This is a genomic window from Gaetbulibacter jejuensis (assembly GCF_039524015.1).
In the GTDB taxonomy this organism is placed as follows: Bacteria; Bacteroidota; Bacteroidia; order Flavobacteriales; family Flavobacteriaceae; genus Gaetbulibacter_B; species Gaetbulibacter_B jejuensis.
On sequence record NZ_BAAAGF010000003.1, the window covers coordinates 476,660 to 498,279 of the forward strand.

22 protein-coding genes are annotated in these 21,620 nt (G+C 32.2%); 14 read left to right on the forward strand and 8 right to left on the reverse strand.

Annotated elements, in window-relative coordinates; translation table 11 throughout:
• The first annotated feature begins 59 nt into the window (after nucleotides 1-59).
• Together ABD011_RS11850 and ABD011_RS11855 are read left to right on the forward strand one after the other, a co-directional pair.
• A complete protein-coding gene (locus ABD011_RS11850) occupies nucleotides 60-2,324 on the forward strand; it encodes a beta-N-acetylhexosaminidase (RefSeq protein WP_343798506.1) in 2,265 nt (754 codons plus the stop codon).
• A gap of 111 nt (nucleotides 2,325-2,435) precedes the next feature.
• Complete coding sequence (locus tag ABD011_RS11855; protein ID WP_343798508.1) at nucleotides 2,436-3,131, forward strand: copper homeostasis protein CutC; 696 nt, start codon at nucleotides 2,436-2,438, stop codon at nucleotides 3,129-3,131.
• A 15-nt stretch (nucleotides 3,132-3,146) separates the two neighbouring features.
• On the opposite strand, the gene prmC is transcribed toward ABD011_RS11855, so the two are convergent.
• Both prmC and ABD011_RS11865 read right to left on the reverse strand, forming a co-directional pair.
• Nucleotides 3,147-4,010, reverse strand: a complete 864-nt coding sequence (gene prmC / locus ABD011_RS11860) for a peptide chain release factor N(5)-glutamine methyltransferase (RefSeq protein WP_343798510.1) — start codon at nucleotides 4,008-4,010, stop codon at nucleotides 3,147-3,149.
• Complete coding sequence (locus ABD011_RS11865; RefSeq protein ID WP_343798512.1) at nucleotides 4,007-4,498, reverse strand: GNAT family N-acetyltransferase; 492 nt, start codon at nucleotides 4,496-4,498, stop codon at nucleotides 4,007-4,009. Before ABD011_RS11865 ends, prmC begins: the two co-directional genes overlap by 4 nt.
• Before the next feature lie 365 nt (nucleotides 4,499-4,863).
• Between ABD011_RS11865 and ribD the strand changes: the two genes are divergently transcribed.
• From ribD to ABD011_RS11885, 4 genes are read left to right on the forward strand one after another with little or no spacing between them, the layout of a single operon-like run.
• Complete coding sequence (gene ribD / locus ABD011_RS11870) at nucleotides 4,864-5,859, forward strand: bifunctional diaminohydroxyphosphoribosylaminopyrimidine deaminase/5-amino-6-(5-phosphoribosylamino)uracil reductase RibD (RefSeq protein ID WP_343798514.1); 996 nt, start codon at nucleotides 4,864-4,866, stop codon at nucleotides 5,857-5,859.
• Nucleotides 5,860-5,889: 30 nt separating this feature from the next.
• On the forward strand, nucleotides 5,890-6,501 hold the full coding sequence (locus ABD011_RS11875) for an HAD family hydrolase (protein ID WP_343798516.1): 612 nt from the start codon (nucleotides 5,890-5,892) through the stop codon (nucleotides 6,499-6,501).
• Nucleotides 6,501-7,361 carry an EamA family transporter gene (locus ABD011_RS11880; protein WP_343798518.1) on the forward strand — a complete coding sequence of 287 codons (861 nt, stop codon included), beginning with the start codon at nucleotides 6,501-6,503 and terminating at the stop codon, nucleotides 7,359-7,361. The genes ABD011_RS11875 and ABD011_RS11880 overlap by 1 nt, the downstream gene beginning before the upstream one ends.
• The gene (locus ABD011_RS11885; protein WP_131507172.1) at nucleotides 7,361-7,975 is read left to right on the forward strand and encodes an IMPACT family protein; all 615 of its coding nucleotides are present in this window, start codon (nucleotides 7,361-7,363) and stop codon (nucleotides 7,973-7,975) included. Before ABD011_RS11880 ends, ABD011_RS11885 begins: the two co-directional genes overlap by 1 nt.
• Here the strand turns inward: ABD011_RS11885 and ABD011_RS11890 are convergent.
• The gene (locus ABD011_RS11890) at nucleotides 7,972-8,382 is read right to left on the reverse strand and encodes an acyl-CoA thioesterase (RefSeq protein WP_343798520.1); all 411 of its coding nucleotides are present in this window, start codon (nucleotides 8,380-8,382) and stop codon (nucleotides 7,972-7,974) included. The two genes, ABD011_RS11885 and ABD011_RS11890, sit on opposite strands and share 4 nt — an antisense overlap.
• Before the next feature lie 199 nt (nucleotides 8,383-8,581).
• Here ABD011_RS11890 and dnaA point away from each other — a divergent pair, with 199 nt between their 5' ends.
• From dnaA to ABD011_RS11910, 4 genes are all read left to right on the forward strand, one after another.
• Nucleotides 8,582-10,009: a chromosomal replication initiator protein DnaA gene (gene dnaA, locus ABD011_RS11895; protein WP_129760360.1), complete on the forward strand. Its 1,428-nt coding sequence runs from the start codon at nucleotides 8,582-8,584 to the stop codon at nucleotides 10,007-10,009.
• A gap of 9 nt (nucleotides 10,010-10,018) precedes the next feature.
• The gene (locus ABD011_RS11900; protein ID WP_343798523.1) at nucleotides 10,019-10,477 is read left to right on the forward strand and encodes a low molecular weight protein-tyrosine-phosphatase; all 459 of its coding nucleotides are present in this window, start codon (nucleotides 10,019-10,021) and stop codon (nucleotides 10,475-10,477) included.
• 61 nt (nucleotides 10,478-10,538) lie between these two features.
• Nucleotides 10,539-11,942 carry a PQQ-dependent sugar dehydrogenase gene (locus ABD011_RS11905; protein WP_343798525.1) on the forward strand — a complete coding sequence of 468 codons (1,404 nt, stop codon included), beginning with the start codon at nucleotides 10,539-10,541 and terminating at the stop codon, nucleotides 11,940-11,942.
• A 2-nt stretch (nucleotides 11,943-11,944) separates the two neighbouring features.
• Nucleotides 11,945-12,661, forward strand: coding sequence for an SAM-dependent methyltransferase (locus ABD011_RS11910; RefSeq protein ID WP_131507178.1), 717 nt, complete (start codon nucleotides 11,945-11,947; stop codon nucleotides 12,659-12,661).
• 6 nt (nucleotides 12,662-12,667) lie between these two features.
• Here ABD011_RS11910 and ABD011_RS11915 read toward each other — a convergent pair whose 3' ends face one another.
• The 5 genes from ABD011_RS11915 to dapF all read right to left on the reverse strand — a co-directional run bounded on the left by ABD011_RS11915 (nucleotide 12,668) and on the right by dapF (nucleotide 16,698).
• Nucleotides 12,668-13,339, reverse strand: coding sequence for a peptidoglycan-binding protein LysM (locus ABD011_RS11915; protein WP_129760364.1), 672 nt, complete (start codon nucleotides 13,337-13,339; stop codon nucleotides 12,668-12,670).
• A 106-nt stretch (nucleotides 13,340-13,445) separates the two neighbouring features.
• Nucleotides 13,446-14,351, reverse strand: coding sequence for a YfiM family protein (locus tag ABD011_RS11920; protein ID WP_262733686.1), 906 nt, complete (start codon nucleotides 14,349-14,351; stop codon nucleotides 13,446-13,448).
• Nucleotides 14,352-14,356: 5 nt separating this feature from the next.
• A complete protein-coding gene (mltG, locus tag ABD011_RS11925) occupies nucleotides 14,357-15,400 on the reverse strand; it encodes an endolytic transglycosylase MltG (RefSeq protein WP_343798528.1) in 1,044 nt (347 codons plus the stop codon).
• Complete coding sequence (locus tag ABD011_RS11930) at nucleotides 15,401-15,925, reverse strand: GNAT family N-acetyltransferase (protein WP_343798530.1); 525 nt, start codon at nucleotides 15,923-15,925, stop codon at nucleotides 15,401-15,403.
• Nucleotides 15,922-16,698, reverse strand: a complete 777-nt coding sequence (dapF, locus tag ABD011_RS11935) for a diaminopimelate epimerase (protein WP_343798532.1) — start codon at nucleotides 16,696-16,698, stop codon at nucleotides 15,922-15,924. Before dapF ends, ABD011_RS11930 begins: the two co-directional genes overlap by 4 nt.
• A gap of 160 nt (nucleotides 16,699-16,858) precedes the next feature.
• On the opposite strand from dapF, the gene ABD011_RS11940 reads away from it, so the two are divergent.
• The 4 genes from ABD011_RS11940 to ABD011_RS11955 all read left to right on the forward strand — a co-directional run bounded on the left by ABD011_RS11940 (nucleotide 16,859) and on the right by ABD011_RS11955 (nucleotide 21,517).
• A complete protein-coding gene (locus ABD011_RS11940) occupies nucleotides 16,859-18,271 on the forward strand; it encodes a trypsin-like peptidase domain-containing protein (RefSeq protein WP_134199360.1) in 1,413 nt (470 codons plus the stop codon).
• A 148-nt stretch (nucleotides 18,272-18,419) separates the two neighbouring features.
• Nucleotides 18,420-19,868 (forward strand): glyceraldehyde-3-phosphate dehydrogenase, encoded by a 1,449-nt coding sequence (locus ABD011_RS11945; protein ID WP_343798536.1) that lies wholly within the window; start codon nucleotides 18,420-18,422, stop codon nucleotides 19,866-19,868.
• 146 nt (nucleotides 19,869-20,014) lie between these two features.
• Entirely contained in the window at nucleotides 20,015-20,623 is a 609-nt protein-coding gene (locus ABD011_RS11950) for a tRNA (guanine-N1)-methyltransferase (protein ID WP_343798538.1), read from the forward strand.
• A 96-nt stretch (nucleotides 20,624-20,719) separates the two neighbouring features.
• Nucleotides 20,720-21,517: a hypothetical protein gene (locus tag ABD011_RS11955; protein WP_343798541.1), complete on the forward strand. Its 798-nt coding sequence runs from the start codon at nucleotides 20,720-20,722 to the stop codon at nucleotides 21,515-21,517.
• Nucleotides 21,518-21,620: the final 103 nt, after the last annotated feature.

Below are 21,620 nucleotides of genomic sequence, written 5' to 3' on the forward strand. Positions count from 1 at the left end.
AAAGTAATTGAGAAAAGTTATCTTTTTTAAGTTATATTTAAAGCATCTAATATACTAAAATGCCTTTCAAGAAAATAGCCGTTTGTATTGTTTTTATCAGTTTTTTATTCAATTGTCAAAACACTGAAACACCCAACATTAAGCCTCAAATTATCCCAATTCCTTCAGAGCAAACTATTAATAAAGGACATTTTGTTTTAGACAATTCTACCGGAATAAAGTATACTGACGATTTTAAAATCTCTGCAGAATTTTTAAAATCCTACATTGAAAATGGAAGTTCCATAAAGCTACAGGACAATAATTCTATTTCATTCATAAAAGATGATAGCATTGAAAATCCAGAAGGATATTTGCTTGAAATTCTTCCGAAGTCAATTGTAATCAAAGCCAAAACAGATCAAGGTGCATTTTATGCAATACAATCATTAAGACAATTGCTACCTACCGAATTTGAAAATAAAACGTTTTCTGAAGCAAAAGCACTTATCTCTTGTGCCGCAATAAAAGACGAGCCACAATTCGAGCATCGAGGTATGCACTTAGATGTATCCAGACACATGTTTTCAGTTGAATTCATAAAGAAATATATTGATGCTTTAGCGATGCTTAAAATGAATACGTTTCACTGGCATTTAACCGACGATCAAGGTTGGCGAATAGAAATCAAAAAATATCCAAAACTGCAAGAGATTGCAGCTTATAGAAACGAAACCCTTATTGGTCATTATAGCGACCAACCTCAACAATTTGACGGTAAAACATATGGAGGTTTTTACACACAAGAAGAAGTTAAAGAGGTTGTGGCTTATGCTAAAAGTAGATTTGTTACCGTAATTCCTGAGATTGAACTTCCTGGTCATGCACAAGCTGCCATTGCTGCTTATCCTGAATTAGGTTGTACTGGAAAACAAATAGATGTTGCTACAACATGGGGAGTTTTTGAAGATATTTTTTGTCCAAAAGAAGAAACATTTACTTTTTTAGAAAATGTTTTAGACGAGGTTGCTACTCTTTTTCCTAGCACATACATTCATATTGGTGGTGATGAAGCTCCAAAAGCCAGATGGAAAAACTGTGAATATTGTCAAAAACTCATAAAGAATGAAGGTTTGAAAGACGAACACGAACTACAAAGCTATTTTATAGCACGTATTGAAAAATATCTTAACAGCAAAGGCAAGCAAATTATAGGTTGGGACGAAATTCTTGAAGGCGGTTTAGCTCCAAATGCAACTGTAATGTCATGGAGAGGAATTGAAGGTGCTGTTGAAGCTGCGAAGCAACACCACAATGTAATTATGACACCTACGTCTCATTGTTATTTTGATTATTATCAAAGTGAAAACGACAACGAACCTTTAGCTATTGGTGGTTTTTTACCATTAGAAAAAGTATATGGTTTTAACCCAATCCCTGAGGAACTCAATGATGACGAAGCACAATACATTTTAGGTGCACAAGGGAACATTTGGACAGAGTACATTAACACCGAAAGTCAATTGGAATATATGGCTTTTCCACGAATGTTAGCCATGAGCGAAGTGGTATGGTCAAAACCAGAAAACAAAAATTATCCTGATTTTGTGAAGCGTGTTGAGAATTTTCACAAGAGACTCGATGCTTTAGATATTAATTATGCTAATCATCTTTATGAGATTGAAGGTGAGTTACTATCAAATGATAACCTTAGCTATCAACTAAAAACGCTAACTGACGGTAAAACTATAAGGTACACCCTAGACAGTTCGGAACCTACACTGCAATCAGAAATTTATAATCAACCTATTCCAATTACTAAAAGCGTGACCATAAAAGCGTCCCTGTTTAATAATGAAAAACAATTAGGCAAAGTTTTCACTCAAAACATTAATCATCATAAGGCAGTAGGAAAAAAGATTACCATAAATAAAGCACCTCACAAATCCTATCTTGGAAGTGGTGCTGAAGGATTAATCAATGGTGTTTCTGGAAGCGATTCACGTTATGGAGATAAAGAATGGTTGGGATTTTGGGGAGAAGATATTGAGATCATTATTGATTTAGGTGAAGAAACAGAAATCAATTCTATTGAAACTAGATTTTACAATGGACAAGGCCAATGGATTTATGCTCCTAATGAAATCGAAATAGAAATCGAAAATGAAGTTGAAAAAATGCAGATTCCGAATGCAACAGAAAAACTTATCAGCATAAAGTTTGAACCCAATGTTTCAGGACGTTATATCACCTTTAAAATCCCAAACCATGGTATTATTCCAGAAGGCAAACAAGGTGCTGGTAACAAAGCATGGACGTTTATTGATGAAATAATTGTGAATTAACCAATATAATAGTCAGTTCGAGTGAAATTATGTAATAATTTTGTATCGAGAACAATCATCTCGATACAATTTTGATAAATCAAAATCACTCGATGTGACAAACACAAAAACATGCTTTTAGAAATCTGTGCCAATTCCTATCAATCAGCTAAAAACGCTCAAGACGCAGGAGCTCATCGCATTGAGCTATGTCAAGAACTTTCTGTTGGTGGCATTACACCTAGTTATGGTTTATTAAAACAAGTAAGAGATACACTTTCAATTCCGGTGTTTGTATTAATCAGACCTCGAAGTGGTAATTTTGTCTACACAGAAGATGAGCTTGACATCATGAAACAAGACATTCAACTATGTAAAGACTTAGGTTTTCAAGGCATCGTTTCAGGGGTTTTAAATGCAGATGATACTATTGACTTAAAACAAACAAAAGAACTTGTAGAACTCTCCAAACCACTTTCTTTTACATTTCATCGTGCGTTTGATTGCGTTAAAAATCCTGAAGAAGCTCTCGAACAGCTCATCAATTTAGGTACTGAAAGAGTACTGACTTCCGGTTTACAACCTTCAGCTGAAAAAGGCATTAATACTCTAAAAAAACTAAACGAAAAAGCTAAAGGAAGAATTACCATTTTAGCAGGTGGTGGCATTAACCAAAATAACGCTAAACGTTTTAAAGAAATAGGATTAAAGGAAATTCACGCATCAGCTTCTTCAACCATTGAAAGTGATGGTTCGTTATTTTCAACACCTCTCACCTTTTCTGACTCAAAAAAAATTAAAGCCATATTAAGTGCAATTAGTCATTAAGAATTATTAAAAACCTCAAACCTTTACTGCTTTCACCATTCTATCATTACCAAATAAATCTTGCTTGAGCTCTACGTTTTTAAAAGAAAATGTCTGTATTAAATCATCCATTTCTTTTCCTAAATATTGATTAATTTCAAAATACAAAGTGCCTTTTTCTTTCAAATAAATAGTTGAAAATTCACATATAGATCGATAAAATAACAACGGATCATGATCATCAACAAATAACGCTAGGTGTGGCTCATGATTGAGCACATTTGGTTTTATTTCCTGCTTTTCAAGTTGTCGTACATAAGGCGGATTGGACACTATGATATCAAATTTAAAATCTGATTTAAACCCATCAGGATTTAAAATGTCATCATTTATAAATTGCACAGATACATTATTATTTTCAGCATTTTGTCTCGCTACTTCCAATGCGTTTTTACTAACATCTAGAGCATAAACTTTAGCATTTGGCAAGTGTTTAGCCAAAGAAATCGCAATACAACCTGTTCCTGTACCAATGTCTAAAATGTTTAATTGAGCATCTTGGTTTTGAGCTGAGTGATTTTTGATAATCCACTCTACAAGTTCTTCGGTTTCAGGTCTTGGAATTAAGGTATCTGGATTGACCTTGAACATTAAACCGTAAAACTCGGTTTCTCCAATAATATACTGAATAGGCTCTTGCTGTTCTAGTCTGCTTAAAGCATCTTGAAAAACTTCTTCGTTTTTTTTATTGATGATAGCATTTGGCTCTAAAGCTAAAACCATTCTATTTAAACCAACAACATGCTCGGTCAAGAGATAGAAAAAGCTATCGACCTCTTGTTTACCATAAACAGTATCTAGCGTTTTATGAAATAATGTTTGAATGTCTTTTAACTTCATAACTTTTTTATCATCCATACATTACACGAATAGTGTCCTGTATATCCCATTGGCTTATCTAGTGACTGAAACCCTACTCTAGCGTAGAGTTTTGTGGCTGCTTTCATATATGGCAAGGTTTCTAAATAACAGTGCTCAAACCCAAACTGTTTAGCTTGTTCAAGACAAACTGCCATCATTTTTGCACCTAAACCAGTACCTCTAGCTTCTGGTAAAAAATACATTTTTTGCAACTCGCAAACATTTCCTTCGTAGTTATCTAATTGCGAAATACCTGCTCCACCAATAATTTTACCATTGTGGTCAATAACGAAATATTTAGATTTAGGAGTATCATACGTTTTTGTCATACAATCTAAAGCTTTATCTTCATAGGCTGTTCCAACTTTAGGCACTCCAAACTCAATAAGCACCTCTCTAATAACCTTTGCAATTTGCTGGTCATCTTCAGGCTGTATTTCTCTAATTACAATATTATTATTGCTCACTTTATTGTATTATTTTTATCCCGAAATTTTTCGGGATGAAGATACATATTATAAATTCGATTTTGATAAGAAATCATTCAATTGCTTTGGTAGATTTCAGTTTTTGTTTCTCAACCATTTAATTAAATCTTTAATTATATATAATAATGGTAAAGCTATCAGAAAAAATGCTACAATAGCGCTTGTTAAGATTGATTTGTATACATATGGAAACTCCATCTTAGGTATTGAAATCATATGTGAATAACCTATTATCATTATAAAAATGCAAACTAAATAAGATAATAAGCGATAAAAGAAATTTTTCAATGTTATTTTAATTTTCTATAAATATAAATTATAATATTTGTTAATTATTACTCTTCTTGAAACAACACGACTATTACATAAAACGCTGTATTGAAATTGCCAAAAACGGATTGGGAACCACAAGACCAAACCCAATGGTTGGTTGCGTGATTGTGCATAACAACTCTATTATTGGAGAAGGGTTTACAAGTCCTTATGGCGGCAATCATGCAGAAGTAAATGCCATAGCATCAGTAAAAGACAAGTCTTTACTAGAAAAAGCAACACTTTATGTTACTTTAGAACCTTGTAGTCATTTTGGAAAAACACCGCCTTGTAGCGATTTAATTATTAAACATAACATCCCTAAAGTTGTAATTGGTACTATTGACACTCATAGTAAAGTTGCAGGAAAAGGTATTGAAAAACTAAAAAATGCTGGATGCAATGTTGTTGTTGGCGTTTTAGAAGACGCTTGTAAAAAACATCATAAACGCTTCTTTACGTTTCACAACAAGCAACGTCCTTATATTATTTTAAAATGGGCTGAAACTACTGATGGTTTTATTGCTCCTTTAACTAAAGAAGAACAAAAGCCTGTTTGGATCACTAACACTTACTCACGTCAATTAGTGCATAAGTGGCGCAGTGAAGAACAAGCTATTTTGGTTGGTACAAATACTGTTTTACAAGACAACCCAAGCTTGACAGTAAGGGATTGGACTGGAACAAATCCTATTCGTGTGGTTTTAGACAAAAACGAAACGCTTTCAAAAGCATATAAGGTCTTTAATAATGAAGCGCAAACCATAGTAGTCAAAGACACGTCAGCACAATCAATTTGCAAAGCTTTATATGATGCTGAAATTAATTCTGTAATTATTGAAGGAGGCTCAAAAACCTTACAGCTTTTTATAGATTCTGGTGTTTGGGATGAAGCGCGTGTATTTACAGGACAAACTATGTTTAAAGAAGGTATAAAAGCACCAAATTTTACAGGAAAGCTAATTTCTGAAGAAAACATTAAAAATGATATTTTAAGGATTTATGAAAATCCTGATAAGGATGTATAACTAAAAAAAATCCGTTTACACGAAAAAACTATGATTAAAACCTTAATATTTGATTTTGGTGATGTGTTTATCAACTTAGATAAAGAAGGCGCAATGAATAACGCTCTTAATTTGTTTGAAGTTGAAACTTTCCCTGAAGAACTCATTGCCATAAATAGTTTGTATGAACAAGGACTAATATCTAGCGAAGAGTTTATAGAGTTTTATGTAGAGAATTTCCCTAAACTCTCAAAAGAATCCATTCTTGATGCTTGGAACTATATTTTGAGAGATTTCCCTACTCATCGTTTAGAGTTTTTAAAAACACTAGCTAAAACTGATGACTACAAACTAATTTTATTAAGTAATACTAATGAATTACATATTAATTGGATAAAAGACAAGGTGGAATTTTACGACGATTTTAAAAACCAATTTCATGTGTTTTATTTATCGCACGAAATCAATTTAAGAAAACCTAACGCTAACATTTATGAGTTTGTACTCCATGAAAACAATTTAAAACCTGAAGAGTGCCTTTTTATTGACGACACCAAAGAGAACACTGATTCTGCATCAAAACTTGGCATTCATACCTGGAACATCAACCCAACTACTGAAGATGTTGTAAATTTATTCACTATAAACAACCATTTATTTTAATGTATTTAGTTTTTAGCATACTCGCTTCAACTTTAATTTTTATTGTTTTTAAGCTCTTTCAACGATTTAAAATCGACACTACTCAAGCTATAGTTGTCAACTATTTTATAGCATGTATTGTTGGTTTAATCGCTTACGATTCGCCTATCAGTATTTCTGAAATCACCAACTCAAAATGGTTTTTGGGAGCCGTTTTTTTAGGTGTTTTATTTATAAGTATTTTTATTGTAATGGCGATTACAGTTCAAAAAAACGGTGTTTCTGTTGCTTCAGTAGCTTCAAAAATGAGTGTTGTAATTCCTGTTATTTTTGGTATTTACGTCTATAATGAAAGTACTGGCTTGCAAAAGCTAATAGGTATATTGCTAGCTTTAGCTGCAGTATATTTAGCTTCCATAAAAGCGGGTTCTAAAATCAATTTTAAGAAAAACTTACTCTTTCCTATACTTTTGTTTTTAGGTTCTGGAGTTATAGACACCTCTATTAAATATCTAGAAACTACTTACGTTCCTGAAAATGGAATTCCTATTTTTTCTGCAACAATTTTTGGTTGCGCAGCATTAATTGGCGTATTAACCCTTATTGCAAAACTATTTAAAGGCGAATTTAAATTTCAACCTAAAAGTTTATTAGGAGGTATTACTCTTGGTATTATAAACTACAGTTCTATTTACTTTTTATTAAAAGCACTAGACCACGAAACGTTTGAGAGCTCTACTCTATTTACAGTAAATAATGTAGGTATTGTGATGCTTTCCACTTTAACAGGTTTGGTTTTATTTGGAGAAAAACTTTCAGCTAAAAACTGGATAGGTATTGTTTTGGCGATTGTCTCGATAATTTTAGTGACATTAGCATAATGAAAGATACTTTCAAAACCATAAACAAACCATCTGAAGAAATCTTATTCAAAGACAAAAACAGTAAATTTTTTGGATATGCGTTTCCTGTGTCTTCTGAAGATAAGGTTAAACAATATATAGAAGATTTAAAAAAACAACACCACCAAGCCAGACATTGGTGTTATGCTTACCAAATAGGAACAGACGAAACCAATATACAGTTTAGAGCAAATGATGACGGTGAACCCAACAACAGTGCAGGCATGCCTATTTATGGGCAAATACAATCTTTTGAAGTCACAAATATCTTAATTGTAGTTGTAAGATACTTTGGAGGCGTAAAACTAGGTGTTAGTGGTTTAATAAATGCTTATAAAACAGCGGCTCAATTAAGTTTAGAAGCTTCAAAAATTGTTACTAAAACTATTAACAGGCATTACAAAATCACTTTTGATTACAAAAACATGAATAAAGTGATGCGTATTATAAAAGAAAAAAACATAAAGGTTTTAGATCAAAAACTAGAATTAGATTGCCAACTTAATATTTCTGTAAGATTAAAAGAAAGCGAATCTATTTTTAATGCTTTTGATAGCTTATTTGAAGTTTCTATAAGCCCATTAAACGATTAATCTTGTAATTTGTCTAAAATATATTTTGGACATCTTGTAGGTCTATTCTTGTTAATATCTATAAACGCCAAAACGGTATTTCCTGTCGTTAAAATTTCATTTTTAGAATTTAAAATTTCGTAGTCAAATTCTATAGTTGCTGCTGGCATTTTTTTTAGTTTTGTTATCACTTTAATAACATCATCATAATACGCTGACTTTTTGAATTTTACACTTAAAGATATAACCGGAAGCATAACACCATCTTCTTCCATTTGTTTATAAGTTACTCCTAATTCTCTTAACCACTCTGTTCTACCTATTTCAAAATATTGCGCGTAGTTTCCATGGTAAACCACACCCATTTGATCTGTTTCACCATAACGTACTCTAATCTGATTTTCAGAGCATTTTGTAGGATTAACCATAAAATTTTAATTTTTTTTTTGTACTTTCAACAAGTTTTAAACATGAGAAAAAAATTCTTAAAATTCAACGAGTTTTGATTTTTTTTTTAAGAATTTTGTTCACATATTTGTCAGGTAAAAAAAATGACTCAAGAGAAACTCGAATTTCTCTTTTTTTTACTAAACTAAACTAACTAAACATCAAAAATTAACTTAGAGAATGAATGTAACTGCGCAATCGGTTTGGAATAATTGCCTTTCTTTTATAAAAGATAACATACAGCCCCAAGCATACAAAACTTGGTTTGAACCAATTGTAGCAGTTAAACTTACAGACAATGCTTTAAGCATTCAAGTACCTAGTAAATTCTTCTACGAGTGGCTTGAAGAGCACTATGTAAAAATCCTTAAAGTTGCGCTTACAAAAGAACTTGGTGAAACTGCTAAATTGGTATATGTTATTAAAATGGAAAACACCTATGGTAACAAACAACCATTTACTGAAAAAATACCAAGTTCTAACAGGACAGCTGTTAAGTCGCAAGATGTTGATATTCCTTTAAACAATAAAAATCCTGAGCTTAAAAACCCATTTGTAATTCCTGGAATTAGAAATGTAAAAATTGAGTCTCAATTAAATCCTAACTACAACTTTGAAAATTTCCTTGAAGGAGATTCAAATAGGTTAGCAAGAAATGCAGGTTTAGCAGTTGCTAACAAACCTGGAGGAACATCGTTTAACCCATTACTTATTTTTGGTGGTGTTGGATTAGGAAAAACCCACTTAGCTCATGCTATTGGTATTGATATTAAAGACAAGTATCCTGAAAAGACGGTACTTTATATATCTGCTGAAAAATTTACACAACAATATATTGACTCAGTAAAAAAGAATAACAGAAATGACTTTATTCATTTTTATCAAATTATTGATGTCTTAATTATTGATGATGTTCAGTTTTTCTCAGGCAAATCTGGAACTCAAGATGTATTCTTCCATATCTTCAACCATTTACACCAAAATGGTAAGCAAGTCATTTTAACAAGTGATAAAGCTCCTGTTGATATGCAAGATATTGAGCAACGCTTATTGTCTCGTTTTAAATGGGGACTTTCTGCAGAACTACAGAGTCCTGATTTTGAAACAAGAGTATCTATTCTTAAAAACAAACTCTACAGAGATGGTGTTGAAATGCCTGAAGAAATTATAGAGTATGTTGCTAAAAACATTAAAACTAACGTTAGAGAATTAGAAGGCGCTATAATCTCTTTAATAGCACAATCTTCATTCAATAAAAAGGAAATTACAATAAACTTAGCTAAGGATATTGTTGAAAAATTTGTTAAGAACACCAAGAGAGAAGTTTCAATTGACTATATCCAAAAGGTAGTTTCTGACTACTTCCAAATGGACGTTAGCACATTACAGTCTAAAACCCGAAAGCGTCACATTGTACAAGCTAGACAATTAGCCATGTTTTTTGCTAAAAAATTCACTAAAGCTTCTTTAGCGAGTATTGGCTCTCAAATTGGAAAACGTGACCACGCAACAGTATTACATGCTTGTAAAACTGTAGACAATTTATCTTCTACTGACAAACAGTTTAGAAAATACGTAGAAGATCTTTCTAAAAAATTATCGCTCTAAAATTAAGTTATGGTAAGTATTCTAATGGTTTGCTTAGGTAATATTTGCCGCTCACCATTGGCTCATGGTATTTTAGAATCTAAGCTACCTTCTGACAAGTTTTATGTAGATTCAGCTGGTACAGCAAACTATCATGTTGGAGACAGCCCAGACCATAGGTCAATTGCTGTAGCAAAAGCTAACGGAATTAACATTTCGCACCAACGCGGAAGACAGTTTAAAGTTTCTGACTTTGATACTTTTGACCATATTTTTGTGATGGATCAATCTAATTTTGAAAACGTAATTAAACTCGCTAGGAACACTCATGATAGTTCTAAAGTAAAGCTTATTTTAGAAGTAGACCCTCACATCAAAGACAAAAATGTTCCTGATCCTTACTATGGAACAATTAAAGATTTTGAGCATGTATACTCTCTTCTTGACAATTCATGCAACATTATTTCTAAAAACCTGATTAACAATTAAATTCATTGATATTGTTAGATTTTTTGTATTTTGTTGCAACAAACTCCCTTAAATTAATACTATGAAAAAGTTAACCTCTCTAGTTATACTCTTTAGTTTTTCTATTGGGTTTGCTCAAGATATTGAGATTGAAACTTTTGCTACAGGACTTTCAAACCCTGTAAACATCAAGCATTCAGGTGATAATAGACTTTTTGTTGCAGAACGATCTGGTTATATCCAAATCATAAACCAAGAAGGCACAATTAACCCAACTCCTTTTTTAGATATTGACGTAAACGTTACTGATAATGGTGGTGAACAAGGACTTTTAGGATTAGCTTTTCACCCAAATTATGCTTCGAACGGTTATTTTTATGTTAATTATATAAACAACGCAGGTGATACTGTAATCTCAAGATTCACAAGAAGCGATAGCAATACAGCAGACTCAAGTTCTGAGCTCATATTAATGACTATTTCTCAACCTTATATCAATCATAATGGTGGTGACATGGCGTTTGGAAATGATGGCTATTTATACATAGCTACAGGAGATGGAGGTTCAGGTGGTGATCCAGGAAATAGAGCTCAAGACCTCAGTACTTTATTAGGTAAAATGCTTCGAATAGATGTAGACAATACTAGTGGAGGAAACAACTATGCTATTCCTGCTACAAATCCTTTTGTTGGTGACGCAACTGCTCTTGACGAAATTTGGTCTTATGGACTGCGAAATCCTTGGAAGTTTTCTTTTGACAGTCTAACCAATGACATTTGGATTGCTGATGTTGGACAAAATGAGTACGAAGAAATAAATATGGCTACTCCTTCTGCATCTGCTTTAGGTGTTAATTATGGATGGCGTTGTTATGAAGGAAATTCTACCTATAACACAGCCGACTGTCCTCCTATGGCTGAAATGACTTTTCCGGTTGCTGAATATGGTCATACCTCATCTGGAGCCTTTAAATGCTCAATAACTGGTGGTTATATTTATAGAGGTTCAACTCAACCTAATTTATATGGTGTTTACTTTTTTGCTGATTACTGCAGTAATGAAATAGGAATTTTAAGTAACAACGAAGGCACTTGGAGTTATACCTTTACTGAACAATATTCAGGAAATGGATGGAGTTGTTTTGGTGAAGATGTTAATGGAGAATTATATGTTGCTGGCTTGTCTTCTGGAACGATCTATAAAATCATTGATGCTAATTTAAGTGTTGATGAGCATCAATTATCTGACATTAAATTATATCCTAATCCTGCAAACGAAAGTTTCACTATAGACCTATTACAATTTTATTCATCATTAAATTCTGTTCATTTATTTAACATGCAAGGTAAGCTTGTAAAGTCTGTTAATGAATTTGACAATCAGTTAACTACTATTTCTACAAAAGAATTATCAAACGGACTTTATCTAGTACAACTAGTTAATAATAATGGACAAACACAATTTAAAAAGCTCATTGTTAATTAAGAATGAACAATACTTACGGTAAATTATACCTTATACCTACACGTTTAGGAGATAATCCTCCACTTGAAGTTTTACCAATTTCAGTAAAGAAGATTATTGAAATGGTTGACGATTATATTGTTGAAAATCAAAAAACAGCTAGACATTTTATAAAACGAGTAAGCCCAAGAAAATCGCAGCCTTCGTTAAATATTAATGTATTAAATAAATACACTGAAGATTTTGAGATTTCAAACTTTTTAGATGCTTGTAAAGCAGGAAAACCCATGGGTTTGCTTTCTGAAGCTGGTTGTCCAGGAATTGCCGATCCTGGTGCTGAAATTGTGAAGCTTGCACACCAAAACAACATACAAGTTGTACCTTTGGTTGGACCTTCTTCTATTATTTTGGCATTAATGAGTTCTGGAATGAACGGACAAAATTTTGCTTTTAATGGCTACCTACCAATAGACAAAGCTGAAAGAAAGTCTGCTTTAAAACGACTTGAGAAGTTATCTTTTGAACAAAATCAAACACAACTCTTTATTGAAACTCCTTACAGAAACAATAAAATGCTAGAAGATATTTGCAGTTTGTTACACCAAAATACAAGAATATGTATTGCTTGTGATATTACATTACCTACTGAGTATATAAAAACGCAAACCGTGAATGAGTGGAAAAAAACAAAGATTGACTTACATAAACGTCCGTCAATCTTTGCTATTCATAAAGATTAATCTTTATTAAAGTACTGCTTTTGCTTTCTTGTTGGGTACAATATGCGATGTATCATAACCAGAAAACTTCTTTAGGTAATGTCTAATTGAAGTTCCGTAAGCATCCTTAAAGTTGTTTGAACCATAACTTCTTAAATACTTTTTTACGCTTCCTGGACCTGCTAAATGCGCTGCAGCCAAAATACCAGATTCAGTAACATTAACACCTCCTATTGTTTTTCCAACAAAGCGGTTAATGTCTTTACGTAATATCCATTTATTACGTTCAGCATTTGCTAAGAAAGCTTTTTCTTGTAATTCAGGATTGTATAAAAACTGATTAGGGTTATAAATACCTATCAATTTTAATGTTTCAGCACCAAATTGGTACTTTCCTAAATAACCAAGTGTGTTAACTCTAAAATAATTGCTACCAGATTCTTTGAATCCAAGAGCTTCTTTAAAACCTACGTAAGATTTCCCTAAGTAAGGAAATTGAATGTCATTTGAAATAGGTGATACTGCACCTTTAGAATCTTTTGCTAATAAAGCAATGTCCTTAGATACTGTAAAATCTATTTCCAAACCCTCAGTAGAATAATTTGTTAAATCTACTTTAGTGTTTGAATACAACGCTAAAAAAATTAAAGCGCCAATTGCAAGAGGGATAACAAAAAAATTAGTTTTCTTTTTTATCATAATAGCTAATTTATTAAGTCCTTAATTCCCCAAAAATGGACCTAAAATTTCAGCGTGCAAAGATATAACTTTTTTTTAAAACCTGAAAATTAATCGTTTAACCGCTCTAAAAATAGATTCCATGGAGCTTTATGCCATTTTTATCGGTAAACTCCAATGCTGGAAATGGTACCTTAATAACATTAAAAACGTCAAATATCGTTCGTAAAAAACGAGAGTTCGTTTTAATTCTTGACAAATCTACATCTAAACTTAAATAGAATTGACGAATTCTATTTTGACTTATCATTGAGTTATTAACAGTCTCATTTTCACCAGATAACATACCATCTCCTCCATAACCAATAGCTACATTAAGCCATTTAGGAAAATTACTATCCTTGAAAAACGAGTGTACATTAGCACTGAGCCAATAGGTTTGACCATTGTAGTCTTTTAAAAACTCTTCAAAAAAGCCATCTCCAAGTTTATCAGGACGTTGAGCAGCATATTTAGTTTGGTGGAAAGAATATTTTAAAACAATACGCTGTTCTTGCCAAAGTAATTCTTGACCAACATACAAGCCTGTTCCTGCTGCATTAGCTATCATGTCTCCCCAAGAAAAACCCCATTCTTCAGAGAAACCATCCATAACTTCAACTGCTGTTAAAAAGGTAAAGCCTAAAGTAGAACCATAAATAAGCTGGTCTTTTTTACGTACACCACTCCAATTTAAAACATTAGCACCTACTCTTCCTAATTGATAAGATGTAAACACATGACCAAGTTTATCCATTTGCAACCACTCATTGTTATCATTTAATGTATGGAATTTTGAACGAGGATAATCGGCATACCAAAGTCTATCTAAACCAATAAGCGTTAGTCCTGCTAAAGAAGACTCAGCTATTACAACTGCATTACGTCTTGAAGGATTTAAACTATCACTAGGCTTTAAAAACGATTCAAATGTAGATTGCGAAAAAGATACTGATACAAATAGAAAGGCTATATAACAGATTTTTTTTCGCATTAAAATTACCTATTTATTCCTTGAGCAGATAAATAACGCTGATACTCTCTAGCATTTACATTGTGCTGACTTAAGGTTTTAGCAAATTTATGAAACCCTAAGCGTTTAGCATCAGCAGCAAAATAAAGGTAATTGTGTTTTTCATAATTCAACACAGCATCAATTGCCGAAATATCTGGCATTGCGATAAGCCCTGGAGGTAATCCAGCATTCATGTATGTATTATAAGGTGACTCTATTTCTTTGTGAATATTCAATACACGTTTTATTACTGTATTTTTATATTGAGGCAATTGGTAAGCTGCAAATTTTAATGTTGGGTCTGCTTGCAAAGGCATTCCTATTCGCAACCTATTCATATACACACCTGCAATACGAGGTTGCTCGCTAGCTTGCTTTGACTCTTCATATACAATAGACGCTAAAGCCATAACCTTATCTCTAGACATGTTTAATGCTTTAGCTTTCGCATTTCTACTGTCGTTCCAAAATCGGTTATATTCTTTTAGCATTCTATCTCTAAATTCTTCAGCTGAAGTATTCCAGAAAAACTCATAGCTATTTGGAATATACATCCCTAAGGCTGTTTGTTTTGAAAAACCGCTTTTTTCATAAAATGCTTCAGAAGTCATAGTTTCAATTAAAGACAAACTATCTGCTTCTATTTGGTTTGCAATTCTAGCTGCAAGTTTTTCTAATGTTTCCTGATTATTAAAAGATACTTTAATTGGGATATTATTACTTCTAATGGAATTGATAATATCGTTATTACTCATTCCTTTTTTAATTTCATACCTACCAGCTTTTATATTAGCTGTGTATTTTTTTTGCTTTGCTAACGCATCAAAAGCATCAATATCCAATAACAATGGTTCCAATTGTGCTCTTACTTCGTTATAGTCGGCTCCTGTAGGAATAAACACATAGGCATTTTCATTATTAAAACTTGTATTAGGCTTAAACATTGCACTATACACAAAATACGCGAAGTAAGCAGCTACTGCTAGACCTATAAGAGCAATTGCCCAAAGAATTTTCTTTATATACATTTAAATTGAAATACGTTGTAATAAATATTCGTTTTTATAAGAACCATTAGTATAGGTCCAATCTTTTTTTAGTCCTATTTTTTGAAACCCATGACTTTCAAACAAATTAATGCTTGCAGTATTTTCTTCTGAAATATTGCAATATAATTGATGCACATCTAGATGTTTTACACAGTAATCTATAAGCAATCCTAAAGCTTCACTAGCAAACCCTTTTTGTCTATCCTCAGGATTTTTAATTAAAATACCAACACCAACTCTTTTATTTCTGAAATCAAAATCAAAAAGATCAATGAGTCCTAAAGCGTCATCATTATAACTAGAAATGACTAGTCGTAATTGTTTGACTTCAAAAATATCTTTGTGCGCATTTTCTAAATACTGTTTTATTAAAAATTTGGAATATGGTGTAATGGTACTGCTTATTTCCCAAATGGATTCATCATTTTCTACCTGATGGATAAACTCCAAATCCTCTAGCTCGAGCGCTCTTAAATAAATATGCTTTCCTTTTAGAGTTATCATTCAAAAGTCCCTTTATAAACCAAAGTGGCTGGTCCAATAAGCCATACATTTTTATACGTGCCATTTTCAACAGTAAAAGACACCTTAAGATCGCCTCCTTTTGTCTTTAATGTCACTAGATTTTTTTCGGTTTCTCCAATATAATGCATCGCCAAAGCTACAGCAGTCACTCCTGTTCCGCAAGACAACGTTTCGTCTTCTACTCCACGTTCATAAGTTCTTACAGCAAAAGTATCTTCAGAAATTTTTTCAACAAAATTTACGTTACTTCCTGCTTCACCATATAAATTACCATATCTAATAGCTGAACCTTTTGTTTTGACATCAAAATGTTCTAAGTCATTAACCATTTCTATATGATGAGGCGAACCAGTATCTAAAAACACATAGTCTTGCTGTTTATTAACTTTTAAAACATCTTGCATTTGAAGACTCACAACACCTTGCTCAATAACAGCATGATGTAAACCATCAATAGCTATAAAAGTAGCTTTATCATTGATAACACCTAGTTGCTTTGCAAAAGCTGACAAACAACGACCACCATTACCACACATAGAACTTTCGTTACCATCGGCATTGTAATACACCATTTTAAAATCATAATCAGGATGATTTTCAAGCAGTATCAGTCCGTCAGCACCTATGCCAAAACGTCTGTCACACAAAAAAGCAATGTGTTTGGTATTGTTTTTGTCGAAGTGTAATGAACGGTTATCGATCATTACAAAATCGTTTCCTGTACCTTGATATTTATAGAAATTAAGTTTCATAAGCGGTACAAATATAGGAATAAAACATTGGTTTTTGCAGTGTTAAATACGCGTTAAATGCGACGTTAAAAATCGTTAAATTGAAACTGTTAATTCAATAAATAGTTAATTTTAATCGTTAAATAATTATCAAATCATAACTCAAAACCTAATAAAACAAATGAAAAAGATTTTAACCTTAGTTTTAGTTTCAGTATTAGGTGGAATTATAACATTATCCGCCTACAAGCTATTTTTAGAACAAGACAACAGTGCTTTGGCATCTACTACAAATAATAATGAGCAGGTATCTTTTCTGCCCACAAACAATACTGTAACAAGCGCTTACAACATTTCAAATGTTCCTGATTTTGTTGATGCAGCCGAAAAAACAGTACACGCAGTGGTACACGTTAAAAACACAACTATTGTAAAAGGACCAACTTCATTTGAAGATTTATTCTACGGAAGAAACTCTCAACGTGCTCAAGTAGGAACAGGTAGTGGTGTTATTATTTCTCCTGATGGATATATTATAACCAACAATCATGTTATTAATGGCGCAAATCAAATATCTATTACATCTAACGACAATAAAATTTATGATGCTAAATTGATTGGTAGTGATGAAAAAACAGATATCGCGCTTTTAAAAATTGATACTGATGAAGAACTTCCTTTTGTAACTTTTGGAGATTCTGATCAAGCTAAAATTGGCGAATGGGTTTTAGCAGTTGGTAACCCATTTAACCTTACTTCCACTGTTACTGCAGGAATTATCAGTGCGAAGTCAAGAGATTTAACAGGTCAAAACCATCAGTCGTTTATTCAAACTGATGCTGCCGTAAACCCTGGAAACTCAGGTGGAGCTTTAGTAAATGCTAATGGTGATTTGGTAGGAATAAATACAGCTATTTCATCGCAAACAGGATCTTACATTGGATATTCTTTTGCTGTACCAAGTAACATTGCCAGAAAAGTGGTTGAAGATATTATGGAGTATGGTGATGTTCAAAATGGAATTTTAGGAGTAACTGGTGGATCATTAAATAGTAAATATGCCGAAGAATTAGGTGTTGCTACTACTGAAGGATTTTATGTAAACAGTGTTGAAGAAGACTCTGGTGCTGATTTGGCAGGAATACAAAGTGGTGACGTTATTAAAAAACTAGACGATATTAAAATTTCTAAGTTTTCTGACCTAAAAGGATATTTGAGCACCAAACGTCCTGATGATGTTGTAAACGTAACATTATTAAGAGACAACGACACTAAAATTGTTCCTGTAACTTTAATAAGGAATCAAACCTTACAACTTCCTATTATTGGGTTGGTTAAAAATGCCAAAGAGAAAGACTTAAGAAAACTAGATGCTCAAAATGGTGTTAAAATTTCATCGTTAGACAAAACGTATGAGCGTTTTTGGAAAAAGAATGGAATTGAAGAAGGAAGCATTGTTACAGCTATAAATGATAAATCTGTAAACAGTATTGATGAAGTAAAACATGCACTTGAAAATAAATCAAGTAATGACCCTTTAAAGTTTGAAATCATCAACAAAAATGGAAAAAAAGAGAGCTTCTATTGGAAGTAAACTCATTTTGATAACAATAACTCAAAATCACCCTTTAACAACTTAACAGTTAAAGGGTTTTTTATTTGTTAAAATAGTTTACGAAAACGTTTGAAATATATTACTTTTGCAAAAAATTTCATTTTAACAACACACTAAACATTATAAAATGAGTCTTACAAAAACTTATGAAAGTGAATTGGCTTTTCAAGCAGATCGTAGAAGAGCAACTGTAGAATTTATCAAAATTGTTAGCGACCTTTGGTATGACAAATCCATAGAGCTAGTTTTGTTCAGAAATCAATTAATTGACAGAAATGTTAGCGAGATTTTGAACTTACACGAATATGCAGGCGAGTTTGTACAAAAACCAATTTCTATTTTCGACTCTGTTGAAATCGCTCAGGCTATTAAAACATTAGACCTTCCTCCTGCTAAACTAGACATAGGAAAATTAACCTATGAGTTTCACTTAGAAGATCAAAAATACAGTAATGCAACTGCATTTGTAGCCAACAAACTTAAAGATGCTAGTAAAAACAACTCTATTGAACCTAAAGATGTTGTGCTTTATGGTTTTGGTAGAATTGGTCGTTTGGTAGCTAGAGAGCTAATGACCAGAACAGGAAAAGGAAGTCAATTACGCTTAAGAGCTATTGTTACAAGAGGCGCCATAGACCAAACTGTTTTAGAAAAAAGAGCATCTTTATTACGTAACGACTCTGTTCATGGTGATTTCCCAGGAACTGTTATTGCCGATGTAAAAAACAGCGCTTTAATTATAAATGGTACAACTGTAAATATCATTTCAGCAAATGCACCAGAAGATATCGATTATACCAAATACGGAATTGATAAAGCCTTAGTAATTGACAATACTGGAGCCTTTAGAGACAATGAAGCTTTAAGCAGACACTTAAAATCAAAAGGTGTTGACAAAGTATTACTTACTGCTCCTGGTAAAGGTGTTCCAAATATTGTTCATGGTGTTAATCATCTTGAAAACAATCCTGACAACATCAATATCTTTTCAGCAGCATCTTGTACAACCAACGCAATTACACCTGTATTAAAAGCTGTTGAAGACACTTTTGGAGTAAAAACTGGTCATTTAGAAACTATCCACGCCTATACCAACGATCAAAATTTAGTTGATAATTTCCATAAAAAATACCGTCGTGGTCGTGCTGCAGCACTTAACATGGTAATTACCGAAACTGGAGCAGGAAGCGCAGTTTCTAAAGCATTACCATCTTTAGAAGGAAAATTAACTTCTAACGCAATTAGAGTTCCTGTACCAAATGGCTCTTTAGCAATTTTGAATTTGGAATTAGAGAAATCAACATCTGTTGAAGGTATCAATACCATTATGAAAAAATATGCGCTGGAAGGTGACTTGGTAGAACAAATTAAATATGAAATGAGCGACGAATTGGTATCTAGCGATATCGTTGGTAGCTCTGCTCCTTCAATCTATGATAGTAAAGCAACCATTGTTAGAAAAGATGGTAAAAATGTGATACTATATATATGGTATGATAATGAGTATGGTTATAGCCATCAGGTGATTAGGTTAGCAAAATATATTGCAAAAGTAAGACGTTACACCTATTATTAATAGACTAAAACGTCCAAAACATAAAACCATTCGTATATAAAATAGCCTCACAAAATGTGAGGCTATTTGCTTAAAAAATAATCAAACATCAATAGAAATTGCTATATTGTTCAAAATTAACCACAGCTAAAAACAGCCTAACTAAAATGAAATATTTTAAAACCCTTTTTCTTACAACACTTTGCATATTATCCTTTACAACCCTAATTGCTCAGGAAACTACTGAAGAAGACAAATTATCATTAAACGAAGGGAGTATTGACAATCAATTTGAATTCGTTATACAACGCTCAAACAATTATCAAGAGTATAAAGTTGTAAAAAAGAACTGGTTATATACACTAAAAGCACACACACTAGATTCGCTTAAAGCCATACACAAGGATTTGGCAGACACACAAGCTATAGTAGACACACAAGCCTTAGAGATTACTGAGCTTAAAAGTAATCTTACAAATACCAAAGACACATTAGACAAAACCAATCTTGAAAAAGATAGTATGGCATTGTTTGGCATGCAAATGAGCAAAGGAGGCTACAATGTACTTATGTGGAGTATTATTGGAGGATTATTTGCACTGTTGCTACTCTTTATATATAAGTTTAAAAACAGTAATGCTATTACTAAGCAAGCTAAAAAATCGTTAGCTGAAACCGAAGAAGAGTTTGAAGAACATCGTAGGACTGCTTTAGAAAGAGAGCAAAAAGTAAGACGCCAACTTCAAGATGAAATTAATAAACAAAAAGGCATATAATGGTTTGCTTTTTTAGATGAATACTAAATCCGTAAAGTTTTTACGGATTTTTTGTTTATTAAAACTATCCATATCTTTATTATTGGCAATAATTAAATGAAAAAACTTCATAGAATATTTTATATAAGTCTGATTAATTTATTTTTAGTCAATTTTAATTGTACTTCACAACCAAAAATTGAATTGATTAATTATAATTCCAGTGAGTGTAAAAAAGGAATCTATTATCCAAACTTATACAAATTACAGAATCGAATTATCGAAATAAATAAAGAAGACGATTTTCACACATATAACATTTTTGCTGTTGCAAATTGTAATCGTACTGAAAAAGGTGAAATAGAGCTAAAAAACGATACACTAAATTTGACTTTTCATGGATTAAGAGAATATAAAGTTAACAAAGAAAAAGTAAATGATTCACTCGATTTAGTCACTGAAGAATGGATTGAAGAAGTAGCTGATTGTGATTGTGCTTTTAATCTGTCATATAAAATAAAAGGACTTAAAAATAAAGATTATACAATAACTTTAAATGGTAAAAAAATAACCGAATCCGAACATAAATTTAGAGTAGTTAGAAAAAACCCTACATTTTCCATTTTAAACAATGACACAATAAACTTTGTTGATATTTATGGTTTAAAACAAGGATTGCATATTTATAACAGAAAAGATGGAAAACAATATTCCAGAATTATATATTCAGATGATGAAAAAGTTAGTGGATTGACAAATACACATTACAATTTCGATGGTTTTGACAAAGTAGAAACCTTTATGGAAAATAAAAAATACACTTTTCGGAAATATTATAAAAACGGAAAGTTAATTAAGACTTGTGAAACTGACGGTTCTTTTGAAGAAGGAACAAATTGTAAATATGAAAAATAACTATTGTCAACAACTTATATAATTTATTACAGTTGATTTCCCTATCGAAAAGTCCTTAAAAATTTATTAAGTTGGCTTAGTCCAAATTTAAACCCAAGAAGAA